This window comes from Anabaena sp. CCY 9910 (assembly GCF_963920875.1).
Classification (GTDB): Bacteria; Cyanobacteriota; Cyanobacteriia; order Cyanobacteriales; family Nostocaceae; genus Trichormus; species Trichormus variabilis.
The window spans coordinates 1-25606 of record NZ_CAWUDJ010000010.1 but is presented as its reverse complement, the minus strand read 5'-3'; the positions used below and the strand labels follow the sequence as shown (position 1 = coordinate 25606).

21 protein-coding genes are annotated in these 25606 nt (G+C 42.7%); 10 read left to right on the top strand and 11 right to left on the bottom strand.

The genetic code is table 11. The annotated features are described in order from the left end of the window. Window positions 1-2: 2 nt before the first annotated feature. Window positions 3-1457: a protein kinase domain-containing protein gene (locus ACM5QX_RS10245; protein ID WP_414753508.1), complete on the bottom strand. Its 1455-nt coding sequence runs from the start codon at window positions 1455-1457 to the stop codon at window positions 3-5. 227 nt (window positions 1458-1684) lie between these two features. On the opposite strand from ACM5QX_RS10245, the gene ACM5QX_RS10240 reads away from it, so the two are divergent. The 4 genes from ACM5QX_RS10240 to hetR all read left to right on the top strand — a co-directional run bounded on the left by ACM5QX_RS10240 (window position 1685) and on the right by hetR (window position 8947). Continuing rightward, entirely contained in the window at window positions 1685-2743 is a 1059-nt protein-coding gene (locus tag ACM5QX_RS10240; RefSeq protein WP_414753507.1) for a zinc-dependent dehydrogenase, read from the top strand. A gap of 77 nt (window positions 2744-2820) precedes the next feature. Then, the gene (locus ACM5QX_RS10235; protein WP_414753424.1) at window positions 2821-4119 is read left to right on the top strand and encodes an inorganic phosphate transporter; all 1299 of its coding nucleotides are present in this window, start codon (window positions 2821-2823) and stop codon (window positions 4117-4119) included. A gap of 723 nt (window positions 4120-4842) precedes the next feature. After that, window positions 4843-7098, top strand: coding sequence for a septal junction formation protein SepJ (gene sepJ, locus ACM5QX_RS10230; RefSeq protein ID WP_414753423.1), 2256 nt, complete (start codon window positions 4843-4845; stop codon window positions 7096-7098). Window positions 7099-8047: 949 nt separating this feature from the next. Next, on the top strand, window positions 8048-8947 hold the full coding sequence (hetR, locus tag ACM5QX_RS10225; protein WP_010996495.1) for a heterocyst differentiation master regulator HetR: 900 nt from the start codon (window positions 8048-8050) through the stop codon (window positions 8945-8947). A gap of 280 nt (window positions 8948-9227) precedes the next feature. Here the strand turns inward: hetR and ACM5QX_RS10220 are convergent, their stop codons facing one another. The 5 genes from ACM5QX_RS10220 to ACM5QX_RS10200 all read right to left on the bottom strand — a co-directional run bounded on the left by ACM5QX_RS10220 (window position 9228) and on the right by ACM5QX_RS10200 (window position 14273). After that, window positions 9228-10451, bottom strand: a complete 1224-nt coding sequence (locus ACM5QX_RS10220) for an LL-diaminopimelate aminotransferase (protein ID WP_414753422.1) — start codon at window positions 10449-10451, stop codon at window positions 9228-9230. Between the two features lie 73 nt (window positions 10452-10524). Next, the gene (locus ACM5QX_RS10215) at window positions 10525-10860 is read right to left on the bottom strand and encodes a thioredoxin family protein (RefSeq protein WP_011317052.1); all 336 of its coding nucleotides are present in this window, start codon (window positions 10858-10860) and stop codon (window positions 10525-10527) included. Between the two features lie 209 nt (window positions 10861-11069). Then, entirely contained in the window at window positions 11070-11846 is a 777-nt protein-coding gene (locus ACM5QX_RS10210; protein WP_011317053.1) for a PspA/IM30 family protein, read from the bottom strand. A gap of 162 nt (window positions 11847-12008) precedes the next feature. Then, window positions 12009-12716, bottom strand: a complete 708-nt coding sequence (locus tag ACM5QX_RS10205) for a PspA/IM30 family protein (protein ID WP_414753506.1) — start codon at window positions 12714-12716, stop codon at window positions 12009-12011. 237 nt (window positions 12717-12953) lie between these two features. Further along, window positions 12954-14273, bottom strand: coding sequence for a hypothetical protein (locus ACM5QX_RS10200; protein ID WP_414753421.1), 1320 nt, complete (start codon window positions 14271-14273; stop codon window positions 12954-12956). A gap of 346 nt (window positions 14274-14619) precedes the next feature. Here ACM5QX_RS10200 and ACM5QX_RS10195 point away from each other — a divergent pair, with 346 nt between their 5' ends. Next, window positions 14620-15177: a DUF721 domain-containing protein gene (locus ACM5QX_RS10195; RefSeq protein WP_414753420.1), complete on the top strand. Its 558-nt coding sequence runs from the start codon at window positions 14620-14622 to the stop codon at window positions 15175-15177. Between the two features lie 371 nt (window positions 15178-15548). Continuing rightward, the gene (locus tag ACM5QX_RS10190; protein WP_414753419.1) at window positions 15549-15863 is read left to right on the top strand and encodes a hypothetical protein; all 315 of its coding nucleotides are present in this window, start codon (window positions 15549-15551) and stop codon (window positions 15861-15863) included. A 149-nt stretch (window positions 15864-16012) separates the two neighbouring features. On the opposite strand, the gene menB is transcribed toward ACM5QX_RS10190, so the two are convergent. Continuing rightward, on the bottom strand, window positions 16013-16846 hold the full coding sequence (menB, locus tag ACM5QX_RS10185) for a 1,4-dihydroxy-2-naphthoyl-CoA synthase (RefSeq protein WP_414753418.1): 834 nt from the start codon (window positions 16844-16846) through the stop codon (window positions 16013-16015). 118 nt (window positions 16847-16964) lie between these two features. On the opposite strand from menB, the gene ACM5QX_RS10180 reads away from it, so the two are divergent. After that, complete coding sequence (locus ACM5QX_RS10180) at window positions 16965-17825, top strand: Rpn family recombination-promoting nuclease/putative transposase (protein ID WP_414753417.1); 861 nt, start codon at window positions 16965-16967, stop codon at window positions 17823-17825. Between the two features lie 14 nt (window positions 17826-17839). On the opposite strand, the gene ACM5QX_RS10175 is transcribed toward ACM5QX_RS10180, so the two are convergent. Next, window positions 17840-19441 (bottom strand): peptide ligase PGM1-related protein, encoded by a 1602-nt coding sequence (locus tag ACM5QX_RS10175; RefSeq protein WP_414753416.1) that lies wholly within the window; start codon window positions 19439-19441, stop codon window positions 17840-17842. Between the two features lie 574 nt (window positions 19442-20015). Between ACM5QX_RS10175 and ACM5QX_RS10170 the strand changes: the two genes are divergently transcribed. Beyond that, entirely contained in the window at window positions 20016-20954 is a 939-nt protein-coding gene (locus tag ACM5QX_RS10170) for a phosphoribulokinase (protein ID WP_414753505.1), read from the top strand. A 171-nt stretch (window positions 20955-21125) separates the two neighbouring features. Then, a complete protein-coding gene (gene radC / locus ACM5QX_RS10165) occupies window positions 21126-21857 on the top strand; it encodes a RadC family protein (protein ID WP_414753415.1) in 732 nt (243 codons plus the stop codon). Window positions 21858-21906: 49 nt separating this feature from the next. Here radC and ACM5QX_RS10160 read toward each other — a convergent pair whose 3' ends face one another. From ACM5QX_RS10160 to ACM5QX_RS10150, 3 genes are all read right to left on the bottom strand, one after another. Beyond that, window positions 21907-22947 (bottom strand): WD40 repeat domain-containing protein, encoded by a 1041-nt coding sequence (locus ACM5QX_RS10160; protein ID WP_414753414.1) that lies wholly within the window; start codon window positions 22945-22947, stop codon window positions 21907-21909. A gap of 113 nt (window positions 22948-23060) precedes the next feature. Next, window positions 23061-23357 (bottom strand): hypothetical protein, encoded by a 297-nt coding sequence (locus ACM5QX_RS10155; protein WP_010996509.1) that lies wholly within the window; start codon window positions 23355-23357, stop codon window positions 23061-23063. A gap of 566 nt (window positions 23358-23923) precedes the next feature. Continuing rightward, entirely contained in the window at window positions 23924-24094 is a 171-nt protein-coding gene (locus ACM5QX_RS10150; RefSeq protein WP_010996510.1) for a chlorophyll a/b-binding protein, read from the bottom strand. A gap of 308 nt (window positions 24095-24402) precedes the next feature. On the opposite strand from ACM5QX_RS10150, the gene ald reads away from it, so the two are divergent. Then, window positions 24403-25494: an alanine dehydrogenase gene (gene ald / locus ACM5QX_RS10145; RefSeq protein ID WP_414753413.1), complete on the top strand. Its 1092-nt coding sequence runs from the start codon at window positions 24403-24405 to the stop codon at window positions 25492-25494. Window positions 25495-25606 lie beyond the last annotated feature (112 nt).

Here is a 25606-nt window from a genome sequence, read left to right as displayed (position 1 = left end):
AATCACACATTTTTGAGATTTTTTAATAACAAAACTAATACTGCACCGGAAATAACTCCGCCTACCCAACCAAATAGGGTATTAACTAAAATCCACCAACCAGCTTGTTTAACATATAGCTTGAGGATAAACCATTGGATACTTCCCACTATCGGCCCGATCCACAGTAAGGAATATTCAGGATAATCGCCACACACGAGAACAGAAATACAAACGCCTAGTGTAGTTCCTAATACCCACTGCTTTTCCGATACAGGAATTAACCGCCGTAAAACTAATACCTGCATGAAGCCGATGGTCAATGCTATTGTGATGGCTACGGCTTGGCTACTGAGAATTGTACCAAGTGGCTCGAAAATTTCATAAGCGATCGCCCCCACAATGCCGCCACCAACTAAACCAACGACATTAACTAGCACCCATTGTAAATAGAAACCTATACCTACTGGCGATTTGGCCGTGATAGGAGGAGGGGAAGCTATCAACTTCTGTGGGATTTCTTGACGATACTGGGCTGGGACTGCGGGTGGTGGAGAATATAGAGGAGGTTCAGCAACTTGCGGGGTATTACCATGATTTTTTACAGGTAAAGTCGGCTTAGATTCAGGTGATGGAGATGTTTGCGTTGGTGCATAAGCATTTCCCAAGTTCTGCACCGCCGCTAAAGCCTCGACTGCTGACTGGTAGCGTTGGCGAAAGTCATAACGTACCATCCGATCTAATACATCTGCTAAACTTGGGCTTACCTGGACTAATTCACGCCAAATAATTTCTGCCGTTTGGATATCTTCTTGCAACTGATGAGGCATCAACCCTGTTAAAGCTTGAATACCAATCATTCCCACGGCATAGACATCACTGCTTAATCGAGGACTACCACGACTTTGTTCACTAGGCATATAGCCAGCAGTACCAATACTCACGGTCATTTTAGTTACACCTTCACCATTCACCACCTGAGTACCGATCTGTTTTACTGCCCCAAAGTCAATTAGCACAACTTTGCCATCAATTTTACGGCGAATCAGATTAGGTGGTTTGATATCCCTGTGAATGACGTTATTTTGATGAACAAAAGCTAAGGGTTGGAGGATATTTTTTAACAGAGCGATAGTATAAGGCTCACTCAATCGCTTTCCTGGAGTCAGTTCATCACTAAGAGGATGTCCATCAATGAACTGTTGAACCAGAAAAAACTCTTGATGTTCTTCAAAGTGTGCCAGTAGTTGGGGAATTTGGTCGTGGGTTCCTAATTTATGTAATAACTCTGCTTCCGATGCAAATAAACGCCTAGCGACTTGTAAAGTCATGGGATCATTGGCCATCGGTTGGAGTTGCTTGACGACACAAAGGTTATTGTACAGTTTAATGTCTTCGGCGATGTAAGTTTTACCGAAACCACCAGCACCTAAGACTTGAGTGATTTTATAGCGTCCGTCTAATAACTGACCCAACATACAGGCGATTACCTCCGGTAGTGCGTAGCCCATCGCACAGAAGATTGTCTGTATTTTAACCTCACTATTACATATGCCAAGCAATGAGTTTTACAGAACTACTGGACTTGCTAGGTAGAGAAGTACCAGATTTTGTGCGTAATGTTTTGTCTGATAAATCTGAAACCTTGTAGCTGAACTTGGACGACTAATGTTAAATCTAGTAACGTTGAGCAGTGGAAACCAACGTGAAAGCACAGGTATTTCGAGGTGTAAATCAACTCTCTTATGAAGAGATCCCCCTACCGACGCTGGAACCAGATGAAGTGCTGGTACAGGTGCAAGTAGTCGGTTTATGTCAGTCAGATATTAAAAAAATTCGTTATCCACTTTATGAACCGCCGCGTATATTTGGTCATGAAACAGCCGGGAATATAGCCGCAGTGGGTTCGCAAGTACAAGGTTGGCAAGTAGGACAACGGGTAGCAGTTATGCACCACATTCCTTGTATGCGCTGTGCATATTGTATGAATGAAAATTTTTCCATGTGTGATGTTTATAAAAACATCTCCACCACAGCCGGATTTAATGCCAGTGGCGGTGGCTTTGCAGAGTATGTTAAGGTTCCTGGTCATATTGTAGAGAATGGCGGCTTAATTCCGATTCCTGACGGGATCAGCTTTGAAGAAGCAAGTTTTGTTGAACCAACCAACTGCTGTTTAAAAGCAGTTAAAAAAGCCCAGATTGCCCCAGGACAGACTGTTCTAGTAACTGGTGCAGGGCCGATTGGTTTAATGTTTGTGATGTTGGTGAAATATTTCGGAGCAAAAGCGATCGCCACCGACTTGCTACCATCAAGAATAGAAAAAGCCCTCAATGTCGGCGCAGAAGCCGCATTTGATGCCCGTGATCCCGATTTACCTGCGAAAATTCACGCCCTCACCAATGGACTAGGTGTAGATGTCACCTTACTGGCTGTCCCCAGTGAAAAGGCTTTCTTTCAAGCCCTAGAATGTACGAGAAAAGGCGGCAAAATTTTATTTTTCGCTGAATTTCCTGATGAATTGGAAATTCCCATTAACCCAAATATTCTCTACCGTCGAGAAATCGACCTGATGGGCAGTTACAGTTCATCCTATCGCCTCCAAAATCTCTCGGCTGATATCGTTTTCAATCGCCGTATTGACGTGCAAGCATTAATTAGCGATCGCTATCCCCTAAAAGATTTATCAGCCGCAGTAGATCAAGCGATCGCCCCCACACCAGAAACTTATAAAATTCTGATTTATCCGAAAATTGGGGATTAGGGACTGGGGACTGGGGACTGGGGATTTTTCCCTCTGTCCCATGTCTGTGTTGTTCTATCTTTTGCCCCTTTGTCAATATGGAAATACCAATCACATTACTTTTAGTTGCCCTACTAGCCTTTTATGTAGCTGGGAATCTAGGGGCTAACGATGTCGCTAATGCAATGGGAACCTCTGTCGGTTCCAAAGCAATAACTCTCAAGCAAGCAATAATTATCGCTGGGGTGTTGGAGTTTACTGGCGCTGTCTTGTTTGGACATGAAGTAACAGAAACCCTAGCAACGAAGGTTGCAAACCCTAACTTATTTGCAGCCACACCCCAAGTTTTAGTGATTGGGATGATGACCGTCCTTATTTCCTGTGGTGTATGGTTGCAAATAGCCACCTCCCGTGGTTTACCTGTATCTTCTTCTCATGCAGTTGTAGGTGCGATCGCCGGATTTAGTTGGGTGGCTTTGGGAGTAAATGCCATTGATTGGTCATCCATTGGACTAATTACTATCGGTTGGATTTTCACCCCAGTGATTAGTGGAGCGATCGCCGCTTTATTCTATAGTCAAATTAAACACTGGATTTTAGAACAACCAAACCAAATATCCCAACTAAAAGAGTGGATTCCCTGGTTAAGTGCAGTTCTTCTAGGAGTATTTGGTGTAATTGTCCTCCCTTCTCTCACTCAACCCCTAACCAATTTCTTCGTCAACCAATTCGGTGTCAACATCCCCCCCCACGATATCCCAATCATCACAGGTGCATTCGCCGCAGTAGCACTAACGCTAATCAGTTGGCGACAGCTAGAAGAGGCAGGGGGCAGGGGGCAGGGAGCAGGGGGAAAAATCCCCAATCCCCAATCCCCAGCCCCCAATCCCATCGAAAGTATATTCGCCCGCTTCCAAGTCCTGAGTGCTTGCTTTGTCGCCTTTGCACATGGTTCTAATGATGTGGGCAATGCGATCGCTCCTTTGGCGGCGATCGTTTATATCAATCAAACAGGTCAAGTCCCTAGTGATGGGATCACCGTTCCCTTGTGGATTTTAGTTCTGGGTGGTGTGGGGATTGTTGGTGGTTTAGCTGTTTGGGGTGAAAAAGTTATTGCCACAATCGGCGAAAAAATTATTGCCTTACAACCCAGTAGTGGATTTTGTGCGGAACTAGCAACCGCCACCACTATCTTACTTGCATCCCGCATGGGTTTACCTGTCTCCACATCTCACGCCCTTGTGGGTGGCGTAGTGGGTATAGGACTAGTGCAGAGTCTCAATTCAGTTAAATTCCAAACTCTCCAAGGTATTGCTACCGCTTGGCTAGTGACAGTACCCGTAAGTGCAGTCCTGAGTGCTGCCATCTTTAGCATTGCTCGGATTTTCTCTTTTTAATGGAAAATGTTCAGAGATATGAGTTAAATATCGGAATCCGATTTGATTATGGAAAATATCTAAGTATCTGTAGCCTACTACAACCATGATAAGGTGGGCATTGCCCACCCTACTACGTATATTTCAGAAATTAAATATTTAGTCTCATATACTAAGCTTTATTTCTTAAACTTGAGATCCAGACAAAATATCGAATATCTGCTAGAAGTATTTTGGCAAAATGGCAGGTAATTTATTAAAATGTTGTCTAGGGAATAACTTTAATTTTGGCAAAACGCGCAGCATAAGCCCCATATCGAAGATATAAACTGTTATTACAGCTACATTCTGCATAAGTCTACATATAAATATTACAACTGCACCCGCTTTTTTGTTGCCAAGTATCCAATTGCAGAACTTGATAAATTACTGTTGCCACAAAAATAACAAGTATTTATATTTAGTGAGTTGTTTTCTTGAGACAAAATCTCACTCGGATATAAAGACTGAAATCGGGCTGATGCAATGCAGCCTATGAGATTGAAGGAAACGTGTTTTAGTAAGCTGTGAGTCACATTATATGCTTTGCCAACCTTGGGTTGGTCATGACAAAATGACGTTGATATCCGTAAGTCCTGTTAAGATTCTTGAGTTTATCTGAAAAAATACAGGAAATTAGAGTGAGCGCCACGCAAATTTACAGGCAGTAGCTGTATCGTCAAGGTGTATAGAGGTTAGAAGCTAATGGGGCGATTTGAGAAGCGACCAGACAACGACCCGCGAGTCCGAGGCGAGTTATCCAGGGCAGCAGAAACAGCTCTATGGGCTGTTGTGGAAGATTTAGAAAGTCTACAGCAGAATGTCCTCAGATCATTTCAGGAAGAAATCAAAAAACTACAGACAGAAAAAGACCGTCTAACAGATGAAGTTCAGCAGCTAATTGAAGAAAAAGAACATTTACAAGAGGTACGGCGGATTACAGAGCAGCAAGTATTAATCCGTCAATTGTCAGAAGCTTTAGCCAAGCACATCTGTTCTCAACTGCAATCATCACTAGCGAAAATAGCCAACCAAACCGAGAGCCAAATAGCTGCTCTCAAGTCAGCCCAAAGCATCGGCCCTGCTATCGAGAGCAACGAGCAGGTAGAAAAAATGCTGGGTAGTCTAGACGATAACTTAACGATCGCCTTTAATTCTCTCCAACAAGAACTCAAAAACTACCAAAGTAATCTCTCCCAGCAGTTGTCCCGAATGTATAACCAGCAGCAGCAAGGAGAAACAATTGTCGAAGAGTTGATTGATCGTCTACGTGGGGAACTGACAAGAGCTATCCAAGAAACATCACCAGCAAAAGCCCAGTTATCCCCGCCAACGGTGTTGCAGCCTCCAGAACTACAACCCCCTAGCCCTCCGGCGGTAGTGAATTTATCACCACCTACGGTATTGCAATTTCCCGAACAACAATCGCCCAATCCTTTACAAGTATCTACACCAGTAGAGGAAACTAGCACTACCAAGCCATCGGTGAGTATTACTCCTCCTGAGAAATCAACACCAGTACCAATAGTTCCACCACCCCAGGAAACACGCCCTGAACCACAGTCTGTGATCCCCAAAGTGTCACCAGACAGCGAGACGAAATTACAATCAACTCAGGAAAAAGCTGCTGAACCCAGTTCTGTAATTAATAGAGAATTATCTGCGAGTGCGGCTAAATCTCCACCAACTCCAGAAAAACCTCCTGAGCCAATTTCTACAAGTAAAACGAAGTTCTCACCCTCCTCAGGAAAACCTCCTGAGCCAGTTTCTACAAGCAAAACTAAGTTCTCACCCTCCTCAGAAAAACCCCCTGAGCCAGTTTCTGTACTCAGTCCAGATTCATCGGCAGGTAAAGCCTCATCTCCTCCACCTGCATCGGTAGTTAGACGGGGATCAACACCTTCTTCATCAAGATCACGTAAATCATCAAACCTATCCCCAGTCCAGGTAGGTTTCTTGTTGGTTGTGTTGTCCACCGTGATGACAGCGTTATACAACGTAGTTCTGAAGGGGATGTTTTATAAAACTTCTCAACTCTCCGCCATGCTGGAAGTCGCGGGGTTAATCTCGCCGACGTTGGGAAATATTATGTTAATTCTGACTTTGCGGTTGATGGTGGTTGTACCACTAATGATACTTTTAGCACCTATGATGTATCCGCAAGTGTGGCAGGATCTGCAAAACCTGAAGCAATCATTAGGCAATAACCAGTCTGGAAGTCGTTCTCAGCCACAGAGAGTAGTCCAGTTAATGTTTGCTAGTGGCTGCTTTTTGTTTTTATCGCAAGTTCTGATTTATCTGGCCATTGGTCAAGTTCCCACCGGAGTGGCGATCGCCCTTTTCTTTATCTATCCACTGATTAACGGGGTGTTATCCTGGCTCCTGTTCCGCGATCGCCCCGGTGTATTCCGCGCTAGTGCGATCGGCTCTATTTTCTGTGGTGAGGTGTTAGTTTTTGCGGGAGCAACCAGCACTGGTATAGGAACTACTCCCCTTGGTAGCATCACGGCAATTCTCGCTGGTGCAGCCTTTGCTTGTTACCTGATACTGACGCGCGTATGTGCTGCTAAAGTCCATCCAGTATCTTTGTCTTTGATTAACTTCGTCACCATGTTGGGTTTGAGTTTTATCTTCTTGATGATACCGTTACCGGAAAACTGGAGCTTAGTTGTTGACCCTTCTAAGTTACTGGAAATTGTGTTAAGTGCTTTTATTTTGGGTGCTTTAACTCTATTGAGCTATGTATTCAGCCATATTGGGATCAATAAATTGGGTGGGTTGCGGTCAGCTATTATTAGTGCAAGCGTACCTATTTTGACAGTAATTTTTGCTGGTTTGGTACTTCAAGAAACTTTAAACATTGCCCAGATATTCGGAGTTTTATTTGTAACTTTTGGGGCAATTGCTTTTGGTATTGGCAAAATACAAAATCCCAACAAACCTTCCAATGCAGAAGGTTAAACCCTCATTACAAAGGACTTATAACTAAAACAAATGTTTAGTTACTTAGGTATCAGGAAGAGAATCATTAATGACTCTGGACTTCTGACTCAGTAGTCATAACCGCTTAATGTCAACAAACCTTGATTTTTCTGCGGAAAAACCACTGGTTATTCATCAATTCTTGAAATTTTTAGCAAAAGAAAAGTTAAGAGTAGATTAATTCATGCAATTTTAATAATATGACAGATAAATATAGAATATTATGTTGTGAGGAAATAAAAGGTATTGCTAAGTTGGAATTAGCTGTCTTATTTAGCGTCTATAATTTTCCCTCCAGCCAACGACCTACACTGCCATAAGAACAAAAAAATTTGTCAGCATCTCGGCAGGTAAGAACGCTCCATTTATTCAATGGGCGTTAGTGAGTTTGGCGTATTCGGCAGGTGACTTTTTTCAAAAAATCACTCCCTGTTATTTCTGGAAATAATCGGTCAGCATCTGGGTGAAATTATCCAGGAATAGAGTAGTCACCTCAAGGAGAGATTGTGCGATTATGGTCTCCCATAATTGGCCGCTGTGTTGCTATATCCCAAATCCGGGTGCAGCCAAAAAGTGTTAAAAGTAGCAAACTTATTGACGCTATTAAAGAGCAGATAAGTTCCGGATAACAGGGAAAGTCCTTGTAGGTTACTTATTAGAACCATAAAGTTCGCCAGTAATTGACAAATGTTATAAATGAGGAAATTCTGGCAGTTATTTTGTGATTTTTCGGTAAGATACAAGCAGTCTAGTAACAACACTGTTGCTAGTTATATGCCATAAATTACGGAGGAATGAGCATCTCGACCATGAATCTACTTTTATTTAAAACATCATAAACATTTTGGTGTCACAATCTCACCCCCCTATGGGTGTATACCAACTACTTTTTTTAGACTAATAAGCGTGCTATTCAACTATTTGTAATATGAGTAACGACATCGATCTGATCAAGCGTCTTGGCCCCAGTGCAATGGATCAGATCATGCTATATCTGGCTTTTAGCGCCATGAGGACGAGCGGGCATAGGCATGGAGCATTCTTAGATGCAGCAGCAACGGCGGCTAAGTGCGCCATTTACATGACTTATCTAGAGCAGGGACAAAACCTCCGGATGACCGGACATTTGCACCACCTAGAGCCAAAACGGGTCAAAATCATCGTAGAGGAAGTGAGACAAGCCCTTATGGAGGGCAAACTGCTCAAGACCTTAGGTTCTCAGGAACCTCGGTATTTGATTCAGTTTCCCTACGTGTGGATGGAACAGTACCCTTGGATACCTGGGCGATCGCGCATTCCCGGTACAAGCCTCACAAGCGAAGAAAAAAGACAAATTGAGCATAAGCTACCTAGCAATCTTCCCGACGCTCAGTTAGTTACTTCCTTTGAGTTTTTGGAGTTGATCGAATTTCTCCATAAGCGATCGCAAGAAGATTTGCCCCCAGAACACCGCATGGAGTTAAGCGAAGCCCTAGCAGAGCATATCAAGCGTCGTCTGCTCTACTCTGGTACGGTGACAAGAATTGATTCTCCTTGGGGAATGCCCTTCTATGCCTTGACTCGTCCCTTCTATGCCCCAGCAGACGACCAAGAACGGACTTATATTATGGTGGAAGATACCGCTCGGTATTTCCGCATGATGAAAGACTGGGCAGAAAAGCGACCAAACGCTATGCGAGCCTTAGAAGAACTAGATGTGCCACCAGAGCGCTGGGATGAAGCAATGCAGGAATTGGATGAAATTATCCGTACCTGGGCTGATAAATATCACCAAGTAGGTGGTATCCCCATGATTCTGCAAATGGTGTTTGGTAGAAAAGAAGATTAAGCACCCAGAGCAAATAAAAGTACTAGTCATGTTTCATTGAGAAACTTATGCTAGTGATGACAAATGACTCGGCAAATTAAATTAAATACTTGGCATGGCAGATGACACAGCAGCGATGGGCGGTTTTAACTGCTAAAAATTCAGGATTTAATCCCTGATGTAGCAAGAATTAAGCCAACGCGACAAGAGTCGTTTCGGGGAAGTTAAAAGCAGCCTATCGCGTGCGGATGTCCCTTGTGTCAAAATCTTAGTTTAAGTAATAAGTTTTGATGACGCTAGATTAGAGAAAATTACTAATTCGTTCAACGGCAGTTCTTAATATAGATGGTTCATGGACTAGGGCAAAGCGCACATATCCTTCACCAGATTTGCCAAAGCCAGCACCAGGAGAAGCCGCTACACCGGTTTGTTTGACTAACTGTGTACAAAATTCTATGGAATTTTGACTCCACGAGGATGGTAATTTTGCCCAGATATACATAGTGGCTTTGGGAGTGGGAACATACCAACCGATGTGGTGTAGAGCATGAATAAAAGCATCACGACGTTGGCGAAATGTTAACACAGCAGCTTCTACACCTGCTTGCGGACCAGTCAGAGCGGCGATCGCTCCATTTAAAATTCCCCGATATTGATTAAAATCAACGGCTGCTTTGATTTGGCGTAAAGCCTGAATCATCTGGGCATTACCAATGGCATAGCCAATGCGAAAACCGCCCATATTGTAGGACTTAGAAAGAGTGAAAAATTCAATAGAAACACTTTTATCTGGGTCAGCTTGGAGAATTGAAGGTACTAGGGATCGGTGATTAGGGATTGGGGATTGGGGAAGATTTATATTCAAGTTCCCAGCATCCTCAAACACCATATCCACATAGGGAAAATCATGCACCAATGCAATGTTATGTTCCTGACAAAAAGCCACAGCTTCCTTAAAGAAAGATAAAGGTGCGATCGCTGCTGTGGGATTGTGAGGATAGCTTAATACCATCATCCGCGACCGAGCCAAGACATCCGTCGGGATATCAGTAAGTACAGGTAAAAAATCGTTTTCTGCCTTTAATGGCATTGGGTAAATTTGCCCACTAGCTAAGTAAACTCCCCCAGCGTGGGAAGGGTAGCCGGGATCAAGCAGTAAAGCAAAATCCCCAGGATTGAGTAATGCCAAAGGTAAATGAGCAGTCCCTTCCTGGGAACCAATTAAAGGCAGTACTTCTGTTTCGGGATCGACTTTGACCCCAAATTTTTGTTCATACCAGTTAGCTGCGGCTTGGCGAAAATCCCTTGTCCCATTAAAAAGCAAGTAGCCGTGGGTACTGGGATCATATAAAGATTTAGCGATCGCTTCAATCACATGAGCTTCAGCTGGCAAATCCGAAGATCCCAAAGATAAATCAATTAACTCTTTTCCTGCTGCTAACGCCAAGGCCTTAGCCTTATCCATATCAGCAAAGACATTAGATTGCAGAGGTTGTAAACGCTGTGAGAATTGCATATTAGTCATTAGTCATTAGTCAGTAGTCAATAGTCAATAGTCAATGGTCGTTACTTATAGACTATGGACTATGGACTATGGACTAATTATTATTTAAATGCGTATCTAGGAAACTGAGCAATTTATCTTTACTAATCACTCCTTCGGTAGAGTCTAATAGCTGTTCTCCTTTTACTAATCTGAGGGCTGGTACGCCTTCTACCTTGTATTTTTTGACAGTTGTGGGATTAGGATCAATTTCCAGTTTGACAACTTTCAAGCGATCGCTGTAGGTATTAGCCGCTAAATTAATCAGTGGTGACATCAACTGGCACGGCCCGCACCAAGAAGCCCAGAAATAAACTAATACAGGCTGCTCGGCTTTCAACACTTCGCTTTCAAACTCAGCATCAGTTATGGTGATTACACCCTTACTCATTGCAGTCTCCATTAGTTGGCATCGATACAAAGTTGGCACACAAATTACTGTATCTCAATCTGGGAGTTAGTTGCTAGAGACGCGATTAATCGCGTCTGTACAGTTGTTAGAAACGCGATTAATCGCGTCTGTACAGTTGTCTGACAATGATTAAAAATCCCACAACCAAGAGGCGTGGGACTAACTAAAAATTTGTTAGGCAGCAAACCTTACAACTGATCCAATTGTTTGCGTAGGGCATCCAATTCAGAGTCAACAACCTCTTTGGATTTAGGTGCAGTGGATTGCTGTTCCTGTTGTTGTGGGGGTAGTAGGTTTTGCTCAGGTGCAGGAGCTAAGGAGGCTTTCAACGCTGCCAATTCATCATCAACATCGCTGCTAGATTCTAAACGGGCAAATTGGGTTTCTAAGTCTGCTCCAGCTAACTCTGCTGCTGATTGGGCGCGGGCTTCCTGCATCAGCACTTTTTCTTCCATGCGCTCAAAGGCAGCCATAGCACTGCTGCTATTCATACCACGTACCATCCCTTCCAGTTGCTCTTGGGCTTTGGCAGTGGTAATCCGCGCCTTGAGCATTTCTTTCTTGGTTTTGGCTTCAGAAATCTTGCTTTCTAGCTGGATTAAATTGCGCTTGAGTGTTTCAACTTGAGTACTTTGTTGATCTAGGCTAGTTTTTAGGGCTGTGCTGGTTTCGGTATAAGTCTTTTTCCGCTCTAGGGCTTGTCTGGCTAGGTTTTCGTCACCTTTCTGCAATGCTAATTGGGCATTGCGTTGCCACTTATTAATTTCATTTTGGGCATCAGTATATTGTTTCTCTGTACGTTTTTGGGCGGCGATCGCCTGAGCCACCCCTTGACGTAGCTGTACCAAGTCTTCCTGCATTTCGAGGATGGCTTGCTCCAGCATCTTTTCTGGATCTTCGGCCTTATTGACTAAATCGTTGAGGTTAGCACTGACTACTCGCTTAATGCGATCAAATAATCCCATAACTTTGTTTTTCCTTTTGGAGTTTACGCGCTTGGTTGATTAGTTCGCTTTTTTACTATTTAATAGCTTCCACTTTCAATGTAATCTTTCCGGTTGGCTTCAGTCAGTCCCGACACCCGTTAATAGTTAAGATATATCCTAGAGTTGGTAATTAACTAAATTTTAATAGTTTTCGCCTTGGGGTAGTTGCTGCTGAGGGGTATTTTCTCCCTCGCTTAAAGCTTGTGTTTTCATTGCTGCTAGTTGACTATCAACATCATTAGCCGCTTCTAGAGAATCGAATTGTTTTTGCAAGTCGTCACTACCCATTTGAGTGATGAGTTCTGATTTTGCTTCTATTTGCAAAACTTTTTCCTCCATCCGCTCAAAAGCATTCAAGCTGCTAGTGGCTGAACCTCCACTTAACATTTCTTGAAGTTTGTAAGACGCTTCTGCTGAACGAGCGCGAGCGATATACATATCTTTTTTAGTCTTCGCCTCGGCAATTTTTAACTCTAGTGACCGCATATCTTTTTTCAGTCTATCTACTATCTCGATTTGCTCCCCTATTTGACTTGAGAAGGTCTTAGCCGCATCTACATAAGACTGGCGCTTGGTCAAGGCTTCTCTCGCCAGAGGTTCATTCCCTTGTTGTAGTGCTAGTTGAGCGCGGCGATACCATTCTTCTGCGGTGGACTGGGCAGATGCGGCTTGGCGTTCAGTACGTTTTTGGGTGGCGATCGCCTGTGCTACTCCCTGTCGCAATCGCAGTAAGTTCTCCTGCATTTCCATGACAGCTTGTTCCAGAATTTTTTCTGGATCTTCTTTGCTGGCTACCACACTATTGAAGTTGGCACTAATCACCCTTTGGATACGCTTAATCAATTCCATTTCGGCTCTCCATTCACTTTTGCCAATCAACCCCAACAAGGAAACTTCTGCATAGCCTACGGTAAAACTTGCGCCAACAAAATTCAAGATTTTGCAGAAGCGTGCAAGCACAGTTGGTAGGCAAGCTAGAGACCTCACATTTGAGTTTTGCTGGCGTTAGCACGAAAAAATGCCCCACACCTCATATCCAGTATTTTTTGTCCCCTGTTCCCTAATCGTATCGTAAATTTTTGCAACTTATGGCTGCTGTAGGCGTGCTTTAATCCCCTTAGTCTGTAGCTGTTTTAACCTTTGTTCTGCTTCTTCTTTTGTTTTGACCGTAGCTAGATAGATTAATGTGCTGTTTCTTGACAAGTAAGCATCGGGAACTACTTGGCGTGCGGCAGTCAGGGCATTAGCTCCTTGATTGTCTATCACTATATGGTACAGTCCATCTGTTGACGGTTTGATTTGGTTGCTAGCTGGGGGCAGAGTTGCTGTTCCTTGGGGTAAGGGTTGTAAGCGGGGAGTTGATGAGGCATCTAAGGCAGGTAAAGGTGGTGCCTCTGGTAAGGGGTTAGTAGTAGGAGGTATCACTGGCTGCTGGAGAGGAAGAGTGTTAGCGGGGGCGATGGGTGTTGGTTGTACTTTAGGTTGTAAGCCAACTACGTCAATAGGATTTCTCAACTCTGGAAACTCTCTAGCAGTTAAGTCGGGATACTTAGGAATGGAAGTAAGTTCTGGTTGCGATTGACTTGGGGGATTATTGGCAACTTCTGGCGGATTTTCGGTAGTAGGAGAAGGATCACCGTTAAATAATCTACTGAAATTTAGCTGGGGTAAGGTTTTGGGATTAAAAACGACGTACCCTAAAGTTAGGCTTGCTACTAATAACAGCAACATGGAACCGATGCCTAAAGGAGATAACAGGCTATCGCTAGAGTTGTTTGGTTGGCTATTTTCTGACTGTTCATCTGTGAGACTCCGCAGTAGTGCTTCACTGGATTCTAAATAGTCATTGGGCTGGGCAGGAGTATCATCGGCTAAGAGTTTTTCGCTTTGACTACCTTGAGCGATCGCCGGTACGATACTGCTAGTGTCGGTGGAGTTAGCTGGAGGTAAAGGAATTTGTGTATTGCCTTCAGGTGTAGTTTGTAGTGGATCGTTATTTGGTGTTTCCGTCTTGGCGACAGTTGTAGGAGTATAAGGATTTAGACGTGCAGGTGAAGATAGATTTTCCCCACTAGGTGTTGGGTTTTTGTCGTGAACAGGTGACTTGATAATAATTGAGGCTGTTTTCTCCTCAGGGCTTGCGGCCAGGGATAAAGGTTTTGCCTGGGATTTACTTTCTACTGTCAATGGCTGAGTATGTGCCATTGTGGCATTCTTATCGGTCAACTCTTGAGGATAATTCTGAGCATAACTATTCACACGAGATGGACTGTTTGCCCTTATCCCCATACGTGTGCGCCGATAACGAGCTAATTCTTGTTCTAACTGCACTTCCAAACTCGCTAGTGCCGCAACTAATGCTGGTTTTAGCCCAGTACTAGAATCTATTGGGGGTTTTTGACTCATTGCCTATGTACCTCATTTCGTCAGGGGGGAGTGGGGAATTAACAATTCAAAATTTATCTGGAAAATTTGAGCCAGTTACGTGACCTTCGCGTAACATCTCTGTCAGGAAAGGCAGTCTGGTCTTCTCGATGAGATATCAGTTGTGTACCAATGTTAAAGAAAATTGTCTATTAGTATAGATCCCAGAACTAATACCAATTTGAAAAAAGAATGCGACAGATATAAAGCCCCAAATGCTTGTCCTGTCTTGATTCTTAATTTTGAATTTTGTACTCCTGCGGAGAACTCGTAGGATATTTTGAATTTTGAATTGGTATAAGCTTAATTCTGGCTGTTATTTGGCAAGATGTCTTTTAAATCCGTTAACGATATTTTAGGTGTTCTGGAAAAGCAGGCGAAATGGCAACAACAACCATTTCAGCAAGTATGCCAGTTTTGGGCAGAAGTTGTAGGCAGTACCATTGCAGCCCAAACTCAACCTTTATCACTACAGCGTGATGTGTTACGCGTAGCAACTTCTAGCGCCGCTTGGGCGCAAAATTTGACATTTAGCCGTCAAACGTTACTTTTAAAGTTAAATCAAAAGTTATCTACCCCTATTGTAGATTTGCGTTTTTCTACTGCTGGTTGGCAACGCCATCCACAAAAGGAAAAACCCCGATCAACAGGGTTACATAGCCAACATCCCAGTTATTTGGGTGATGTCAATGAAGACCAGGGTCAAGTAGCAGCAGTTAATCAAGATGTGAATCAGGTTTTTGATCATTGGGCGAAGACAAGGCAGAGGCGATCGCAGAATTTACCCCTTTGTCCTCAATGTCAATGTCCTACACCACCAGGTGAACTCCAGCGTTGGGGGGTTTGTGGGTTTTGTAGCGTTAAGCAGTTGCCCAAAAATATGTAATTATTTTATGTATAAAAGTGCTGTTTTTTTATAAGATTGAAATTTGTTGTTAATGCCACTTTTTACTACAAATCACCTAATAACTTTACTGAGATACGAGTTGCTACATCTTAATTAAAAAAAATTTATACGTCTAAAGTTTTATCTTTACCGTTGATCCCCAATAAGTTATTGGCAATAATTTATATGTAACCACTATAAGTAACATTGAAAAATATAACATAAATCTAAAAACATAATAAAGTTTATTTTGCCGTTAAACGGGTTATAACCTAGATATAATCACGGGTTATGGGATCAATACGTATTTCTATCTAGAAGGAAAATATAGAGACGAAATCAGCCATAAACGGCACTAAAGATGAAACCAAATGAAACCCATTAATTCTTTGACATCTGCCTGTCGATATTGTCGCCATTACAAGCCAGAGGGTCGCCGAGGCGGGATGTGCCAACAGCTGGGAGCGCCTGTGCAAGCCTGTTGGAAAGCTTGCTCTTTAGCGCTACCACCTTTTGCTCCTACTTGGGAAACGTTGGAAGATGCTTGGAGTTTACCTGATGCCACACCAGTATTAGTAGAATCTGAACCTTTGGTGTGTAATGTAGAAAATGCTGTTTTTGCTGTAACTCAGGAGAAAACTGCCTCTACTTCTGAACAAGCAAAAGCTGAGACAGTACTTATTTAACCATTCATATATTACCTGACTGTGTTTGCAGTCTGCGTAGAATTTAGATTTGTCTTTTAAGATTTATAGTTGGGGACTGGAGATTAGGAGTTGGGGACTGGTGATTAATTAATTTTTCCAATACCCAATACCTAATCTTTAATACTCAATCACGGTAGCCAAGGAAAGTCTCGAAAATTTGGTGGACGTTTTTCTAAAAAAGCTTGTTTACCTTCAGCACCTTCTTCTGTCATGTAATAAAGTAAGGTGGCATTACCAGCTAGTTCTTGTAAACCTGCTTGTCCATCACAATCAGCATTAAATGCTGCTTTGAGACAGCGAATGGCAATAGGGCTTTTTTCTAGAATTTCTCCAGCCCATTTAATTCCTTCTGCTTCTAGTTGCTCTATCGGCACAACGCAATTGACTAAACCCATTTCTAAAGCTTGTTGGGCATCATATTGACGACAGAGAAACCAAATTTCTCGTGCTTTTTTCTGTCCAACAATGCGCGCAAGATAGCTAGCGCCAAAACCACCATCAAAACTGCCCACTTTCGGGCCAGTCTGACCAAAAATAGCATTATCAGCAGCAATGGTAAGGTCACAAATCAAGTGTAGGACGTGTCCACCACCGATCGCATATCCAGCAACCAAAGCAATTACCACCTTTGGCATGGAACGAATCAGGCGTTGTAAATCCAGCACATTTAAGCGAGGAATGCCAGCATCATCCACATAGCCAGCTTGCCCTCGCACGCTTTGGTCTCCACCAGAACAGAAGGCATATTTGCCATCAGTATGGGGGCCAGCACCAGTAAATAGAACTACGCCAATATTAGTATCTTCACGAGCATCACAAAACGCATCATACAGTTCAAAAACAGTTTTGGGGCGAAAAGCATTGCGTTTGTGCGGACGGTTGATGGTAATTTTAGCAATGCCATCAGCTTTGTGATAAAGGATGTCTTCGTAGGTTTTGGTAGATTGCCAGTCGATTTGCATGAGAATTATGGCTGTTGTGCTTGAGAATTTTATCGCAGAGGTGGGGAGTTGCGATGGGCTACGCCCCGCCGACGGCGATCGCTAATATTTAGCACCCCAAGCTTATACAATTAAGTTTATGCGACGTGACTCCATCTTTTACAAATTATTCAAGCAATTTCCCGGTTTGCTGTTTGAATTACTAGACCAACCACCCCCACAAGCTGATGGGTATCAGTTTGAATCGGTCGAGGTTAAAGAAACAGCATTTCGGATTGATGGCGTGTTCCTACCCCCCACCAATGCAGCTTCTCAGGTTGTGTTCTTTGCTGAAGTTCAGTTTCAAAAGGACGAAGACCTATATCATCGCTTTTTTAGCGAATTGTTTTTGTTTCTCTATCGCCATACCATTCGTTACGATGACTGGTTTGGGGTCATAATTTATGCCTCGCGCAGCCTGGAACCTTCAAATACAACAATCCATAGAGCATTATTAGAAAGTGGTCAAGTACGACGGGTATATCTTGATGAGTTAGGGGATTTGCAACAACAACCCTTGGGATTAGGCTTGATGCTGCTGACGACCATTCCGGAAACAGAAGCAGTAGAATCAGCCAGGTTTTTGCTGGAGCAAGCACAGCAACAAGAAGTAGACATCCTGTCGTCACGAGCGATAATAGATTTAGTGACAACAATTATGGTCTACAAATTTGCTACCTTAAGTCGAGAGGAAATTGAAGCGATGCTGGGACTAAAGTTGGAAGAAACAAGAGTTTATAGAGAAGCGAAACAAGAAGGAAGAGGCGAGGGACGGGAACAAGAGGCGCGATCGCTGATTCTCCGACAATTAAACAAACGAGTAGGTGCAATTCCCGACGAACAGCAACGCCAGATTGAGGTTTTATCTCTAGAACAGTTAGAGGCTTTAGCTGAGGCGCTGTTAGATTTCTCAACTATCGCCGATTTGCTGGGGTGGTTGCAAAATCAAGCTACAAGATAATTGGGAATTACAAATTAACTATATCCATCCCAGGAATTGGAGAAGGTGTAATCAGAAAACAGGGGAAACTGTTTATTATTGGCGCGGGTTTCTTCGTCCAAAACTTTGACGACTTTGTTATATATATCTTCGGCTTGTTGGGGAGAATCACCAATGCTAGTTAGCCCCAATTTGCCAAACTGGGAAAGACAACCCATCAGATGAAACACCGTCCCAGTTTCCGTACAGCTATCGAAGTGCAATCTATGATGGGCGATGATATCCATTAAATCGTTGGGTAGCAATCCACGATAGCGGTCTTTTTGCAGGTTGTCTGTAGCAATGTAATACTTGGGGCGACCTTGCTGACTATAGAATAAACCAGTAGATAGTTCATAACGACCGTTAGTCAGTAATTTTAAGGTCATAAAAGGATGGGTTGTCCCACCTTTGCGGAGGTTAATTTCAATTGCTTGAATATCCCATTGACCGTTACCTTGGTCAACGGTGATAAAATCTACCCCAAATCTTTCTAAAGCTCCTTTTTCTGCCAGTTTTCTACCGACTTGTAAACCTAACTGTTGTAATTGCAAGCGATAGCGTTCATCAGCCGGGAAGCGACAACCTAAATAAATTTGACCATCTGGGCCGCCCAGAATTTGGTCGTGAGTCGAGAGAATTTCTACTTCACCTGTGGGGGTGATCCGTCCTTGGACACTAGGCGATCGCTTGTTTTCTCCTTCCACAAATGCTTCGACAATCGCCCCTAATTCGGTAATTCGCCCCGAAAAGTTCTGCCAATTTTCTTGCTTGGCTTGAAAACGCAGAGAAGAAAAGCTATCACCAATTGCTGCTACCCTTTCTGCTGTAGATGCTTGTCCTGGTGCAACATTCATAATTGGTTGCAAGTCTAGCAGGGCGTTTCCTTCTCCAGAAATACCCTCATTTAATTTGACTACCATCCGTTTTAATGAAGGTTGGCGTTCCCACAAATCACTAGCCGCTACTGCTAAATCTTGATAGTGCCAAACTAGTCCACTCCCATCAGGATGAGGTACACCGCTTTCTGTAAAGATTTGCCGACTACCGCTTTTTGTCCCCCAAATCTGCAAATCTGGAGCAGCAGCATACAATGGTACATTTAATTTGAGTGATAATTCTGCTTCTAAATCTGTCGAGTTGTAGCAAATTATAAAGGATTTTTCTAACCTTAAGGCTTGCCGAATTCTTTCCATTAAGCGGGGACGTTCTAAGATTTTTCGACTTAGAGGTTGAGGAGAAGAATCATAAGTCGAAAGCAGTAGCAAGCGATTACGCGCATGAGAAAATGGGATACCCGGCAGTAGTTGCAAGTAATAATCAATAATGCTGGGATGCAATGGAATTGATGTTACATAAATCAATCTTGTACGGGGATTTCGTAACCGCATCAAAGCAAAAAGTAATCTTTCTTCATAATGTTCGCAACCTTCAACTTTTTGAATTTCGCGTTGGTCAATACTTAAGGAAGGAATAACGATAATATCCGCTTCACCAGTATCAAATTGCTCGATAGTTTTCCAGCGATCGCGTAAAGTACATTGCAGACTACGAAACTGATCAACTGATTCTAATTCTGTATGATTTAGCGTTACCATAGTCCCTGCCCCCATTTGCTCCCCAATACTGTCTGATTATTCTTATATATCCCAAAGAAAGTCATATATAGCTGTTATGCAATAGTTCTTGACTGTATCTACTGCCGTCATAGTAGTTATGATTGACCTTGATTGGCTATGCCTCAAAAGTAAGAAAATTTCTGATACTTAGCCAGTATTTTACATATTTAAGAATGCAGGAGCCAGTATCCAGAACCCAGGAAAATCATTGAGTCATCATCAATCTGATTTGATTAAAAGCATGAAGCTGGAATATCAAAGACTTAATTTATTCTGACTTAGGGATTATCGATGCTCAAGTATGGCAATAAGAATATCAAAATAGTATCTATGCTGACTTCTAGATGTTAAATACTTGATTACAACATAAAGTTCCTAAATACTACTGGAATTTAGGTGCAATTGTGCAAGCAATTAAGAATTATCCTCTTTCTAAATGTATAGAGATGTTGCACAAATGTGTGCAATTAAATGACTTGACACAATCCCTTCTAAAATAAAAAAACATTCTCTGAAAATTTATTACTATAGTTACTTGTATCGGGGGGATATGATGAGCCGTCCAATAATTCTTGGTATTGTTGGTGATAGTGCTGCTGGTAAAACTACACTAACTAGGGGCATTGCTCAGGTACTGGGGCCAGAAAATGTTACACTCATCTGCACAGATGATTACCATCGGTATGATCGACAACAACGTGCAGAAATAGGAATTACCGCTCTTCACCCCGATTGTAACCATTTAGATATTATGCAGCAGCATCTATCGCTGCTACGCACAGGACAACCAATTCTTAAACCAGTTTATAGTCATAAAACCGGAAGTTTTGAGCCGCCCCAATATATAAAACCCAATAAATTCGTCATTATCGAGGGATTACTTGGTTATTCTACTCGCGCCGCCCGTGAATGTTACGATGTGAAAGTTTACCTCGCCCCTCCAGAGAACCTCCGCGCTAAATGGAAAGTGAAACGCGACACACAAAAGCGTGGCTACACTCCCGAACAAGTCTTAGCAGAATTAGAGAAGCGCGAACCAGATTCAGAACAATTTATTCGTCCCCAACGGCAATGGTCTGATATTGTTGTCAGTTTCTATCCACCTCATGAGGATGGAGATGAAACCAACGGACATCTCAACGTGCGTTTAGTATTGCGTCCTACCATTCCTCACCCAGATTTTACTCCCATTATTAATTTGACGAATGGTAATTCTGTGTCAGCTATTCGCCTGGGCTTGGACAGAGATATGAGTAAACCAGTTGATGTGTTAGAAGTTGACGGTCACGCCACTTTAGAACAGGTAAATAAATTAGAGCATATTCTTTGTTCTGATATGCCTTACTTGAGTAGTGTATGCGATCGCGAAAGTAACCCAGAATTAGGCAAGATTGCTGGGACAACTGGCGAAACACTACAAAGTTACCCCCTAGCCCTGACTCAGTTAATCATCACCTACCATATGCTCAAGGCAACGCAAATTTATCAGTAAAAATCTTTTATTTTCATGCTTGACTGTTCACAGTTAGTTGGCAGTCAACAACTTTAAAATACACAAAGAAAAAACAAAAATTAAAGATTTTCTCAAGCTAGGGTAATTGTGAACGTAAACAAGGGATAACTAAAGATAGTTGCATCTACAGTAACTATCTTTAGTTATCCTATGACTTACTGCCTGAGAATTGCCGATATACCCACAAATGAGCGTCCCCGTGAACGGTTAATGACACACGGGCCAAAAGTTTTAGCCACAGCCGAATTAATCGCAATTCTTTTAGGCACTGGCCAAGGGCCTGGCAAACTCTCAGCCGTTGGTTTAGGGCAATATCTGTTGCAGGAGTTGGGTAAAAATCAGCGTGACCCATTGGCAGTTTTGCGAGAAGTTACTCCGGCTGAGTTAATGCAAATCCCCGGAATTGGCCCAGCAAAGGCCACAAGTATATTAGCGGCGGTTGAATTGGGTAAACGCACCTTTCAATTCCGTCCTTTAGATAAAACACCAATTGATAGTCCCGTGGCTGCGGTGGCGGCGCTGAGTCAAGATTTGATGTGGCAGAATCAAGAACGCTTTGCCGTATTGTTATTAGATGTCAAAAATCGCTTACTGGGAACACAGGTAATTACCATTGGCACAGCTACAGAAACTTTAGCTTCTCCACGGGAAATTTTTCGGGAAATCATCCGCCAAGGCGCAACACGCACTATCATTGCCCATAATCACCCTTCAGGTAACGTGGAACCCAGCCCAGAAGATATAGAATTGACGCGCCAATTATTAGCAGGAGCGCAACTTTTAGGGATTCCCTTGTTAGATCATTTGATTTTGGGCAATGGTAATTATCAGAGTTTACGGGAAATTACCACCTTGTGGAATGACTATCCTCAAGGTGATTAAATCCAAAAATAAAATAGATGTCGTGAGGATGTTTTTGAAGTTTAAATTATTACTTACGAACTGTAACTGGTGGATTACCCCAAATACTAACTATGCCGTCAAATCCTCCACTGGCAAGAGTTTTACCATCTGGACTAAAAGCGATCGCACTTACCCAATCACTATGACCAATCAGTGTATTTAATAACTCACCAGTCGATAAATCCCAGAGTTTAATCCCATCTCTACCAGCACTAGCCAAAGTTTTACCATCGCGGTTAATAGCGATCGCATTTACCCAATTATTATGACCTGTGAGAGTGCGGCTGAGTTGTTCGGATGGGATATTCCAAACTTTAATAGTGCGATCGCTACTGCAACTAATTAAATTTTGTCCATCTGGTGTAAAGACAATATCTGTAACTGTACCAGAATGAGCTGTAAACTCCCGAATTAATTTACCTGTACTTAAATTCCACAGTTTAATTACACCTTTTGTGTCACCGCTAGCCAGAGTTTGACCGTCAGAACTCATGGCCAGGGTATCAATTCTATTATCAAAGCGCACTAAGGTAGATAATGGGCGTTGTTGGAGCAAATCCCACACCCGAATCCCATCTAAAGCACCACTAACAAGAACCTTACCATCTGAAGATACAGCTAAGGACATGACACTAGCAGTATGTCCTACAAAAGAGCGTGTAAATTGATTATTTTTAAGATTCCACAGATTAATAATATTGTCACTGCCAGAACTGGCTAAAGTTTGTCCATCAGGGGAAATCACCAAAGATTCCACCGCATTTTTTTGCGCTTTGTTGATGGTTCCTACTCTTTTACCAGTTGTTGAGTTCCACAGCCGAATAATGCCATCATTGTAAGCCCCTCCACTGAAGATAGTCCGACTATCTGGGCTAAAAGTTAAAGATTTTACCCTCCCTGAATGGGCGTTGAGGCTATATAGGAGTCTAGGATTGGTAAATCCTGTTGTTGGTTCTGGGTTGGGTGTAACTTGCACCGTATCCGCCGCATTTACCCTTAGCCCTTGCCCTAGATTCACGGGCAGAGCCACAACCCCCATAAATAGTAATATCAAGTATGGCCGTACCATGAAGTACGTCCCTCCTGTTCCCTTGCTCCTCACTGTTTTTCCTCACCTGGCTTAAATACACCTAATCAAATACTAGTCAAGTGCAGACTCAACACTTATTAACTCAGTATTCCCTAATACGGTGGTTTTTTCTTCTGCACACTCAGCATCGGCAGAGTCGGACTAGACGAGCGAGGGGGCAAGTAATGTTGTACTACAGGCTCTTCTATAACAGGAGAGCGCTGCTGACTACTACGCCACAACTTAAAAGCGAGGCTGACACCTGCTGTTCCCAAACCAACAGCAAATAATGACCAGCTATCATCTAACCCACCAATTAGCGCATCTACCACACCCATTGTGATTAACACACTAATAACTGGTTCCTTTCTGTAGGCTGACTTCAAAAAACGAGGTAATACAACGTTCATCACAGCTTGGTTTGTCCAGATAACCTTTTGTGTAAATTTACCAAGAATACCTTACCGGAGAATTACTATCCTGAATAAAAGGCATCTTTAAGTAAAGATTATAATTTTTTCAGTGGGGTTTCCGTGTAGTAATTCACTCCCTTACATGAAGACTTGGCAAGTTTTAAGATATTACTAACACTCTTCGGTGTGCCTCATAGTTATATCAGGCAAGTTGTGTGAGGTAGTTCACTATAAGTTAATAAAGTCAAAACCAGCTAGATACTCCAGCTGGCTCTAACTCTGCTAATTACTAGCTTACAACTTTAACATTGGTTTCAGTCGGGTAGGAGGCAAGGGACTTCCAACTAAAAAAATATCCAATCGCTTTGGTGAGTAGAGAGAAGTCTGAGCTTAGGTTTCCTCCGCTCAGAACTTCGGGGGGAAGCAGGGAGAGAAAGAATCTTCTCATCTTCTTTGCTATCAATATTGGATAATTTATTTTCTGGAAGTCCCTAAGAGATAGGGGGTAGAGAGAGGAAAAAATTCTTGCTCTCCACTCACGACTCAGAACTCCCCACTCCACATTACTTAAGTCCGAGCCAGGACAAGACACCTTGATTGGTGGCATATTCAATGACTACCATCAAAAGAAAACCAATCATTGCAGCGCGACCATTCAAGCGTTCTGCATATTCATTGAAGCCAAATTTTGGCTCTTCTAGCTTGGGTGTAACTGTTGGCTGTGTTTGGGACATTTTGAAAAACCTCTTTTCGGCAAACGGGACTTAATAACGAATTTTGAGCTAATTGCAAGGCGAAAACGCCAAGGTTAAGTCGAAAAATCCAGTAGCTCCTATTTCGGAAGCCACGCAATGATTTTTTAACAAATTGTAATTAATCTTTATATATTGTAGAAGCACTGGGGCAATAGTCAAGGGTAAGAGTTTGCGGCTTAGATATTGGGATTGGGCAAACTAATGTTGTAGATAGATATCCACAATACGGAAGTGTCAGTCTGATACTGGCAGGCTAAATTAAACAAAAAATTTATCAGAGGCGTTAAATGGAAATCGGTGTTCCTAAAGAAACTAAAGATCAAGAATTTCGGGTGGGCTTAAGTCCTTCTAGCGTGCGGGTATTGAAGGAAAATGGTCATAGTATCTTTGTTCAGACTCAAGCTGGTAGCGGTGCTGGGTTTACAGATGATGAATATCGCAGTGTAGGAGCGGATATTGTCCCTACAGCAGAGGCAGTTTGGAGTCGAGAGTTAGTAGTCAAAGTTAAAGAACCACTGACGAGTGAGTACAACTTTTTACAAAAAGGGCAGATATTGTTTACTTATCTGCATTTAGCAGCCGATCGCAAATTAACAGAGCATTTAATTGATTGTGGCATTTGTGCGATCGCTTACGAAACCGTAGAACAACCAGGCACTAACAGACTACCGCTACTGACCCCCATGAGCATTATTGCCGGTCGGTTAGCAGTACAATTTGGCGCACGCTATTTAGAACGTCAACAAGGTGGTAGAGGTGTACTGCTGGGTGGTGTCCCTGGAGTTAAACCAGGAAAAGTAGTGATTCTCGGCGGTGGTGTAGTTGGTACGGAAGCTGCCAGAATTGCTGTAGGTATGGGTGCAGCCGTACAAATATTAGATGTAAATGTTGAACGTTTATCTTATTTAGAAACTTTGTTTGGTTCTAGAGTTGAATTACTTTACAGCAGTTCTGCCCATATCGAAGCCGCAGTTAAAGAAGCAGATTTACTTGTTGGTGCTGTTTTGGTACTAGGACGCAGAGCGCCAATTCTAGTATCTCGTGAATTAGTTAAACAAATGCACCCAGGTTCAGTAATAGTTGATGTGGCTGTAGACCAAGGTGGTTGTGTGGAAACACTACACGCTACATCCCATACTAACCCAATCTACATTGAAGAGGGCGTAGTGCATTATGGCGTTCCTAATATGCCAGGTGCAGTACCTTGGACAGCCACTCAAGCACTTAACAACAGTACATTACCTTACGTTGTACAGTTGGCAAATCAAGGACTCAAAGCGCTGGAAGTGAATCAAGCACTGGCCAAGGGTTTAAATGTGCAGAATCATCGCCTTGTACACCCAGCTGTACAAGAGGTTTTTCCTGATTTAGTCAGTTAATTTTAGGGTAATTGGTAATTGGTAATTGAGAATAAATTTCTTGCCATTACCCATTACTAATTTACGCCTAATGTGAATTAAGAAAAAAGGCGGGAGAAGTAAGAAGATGAAA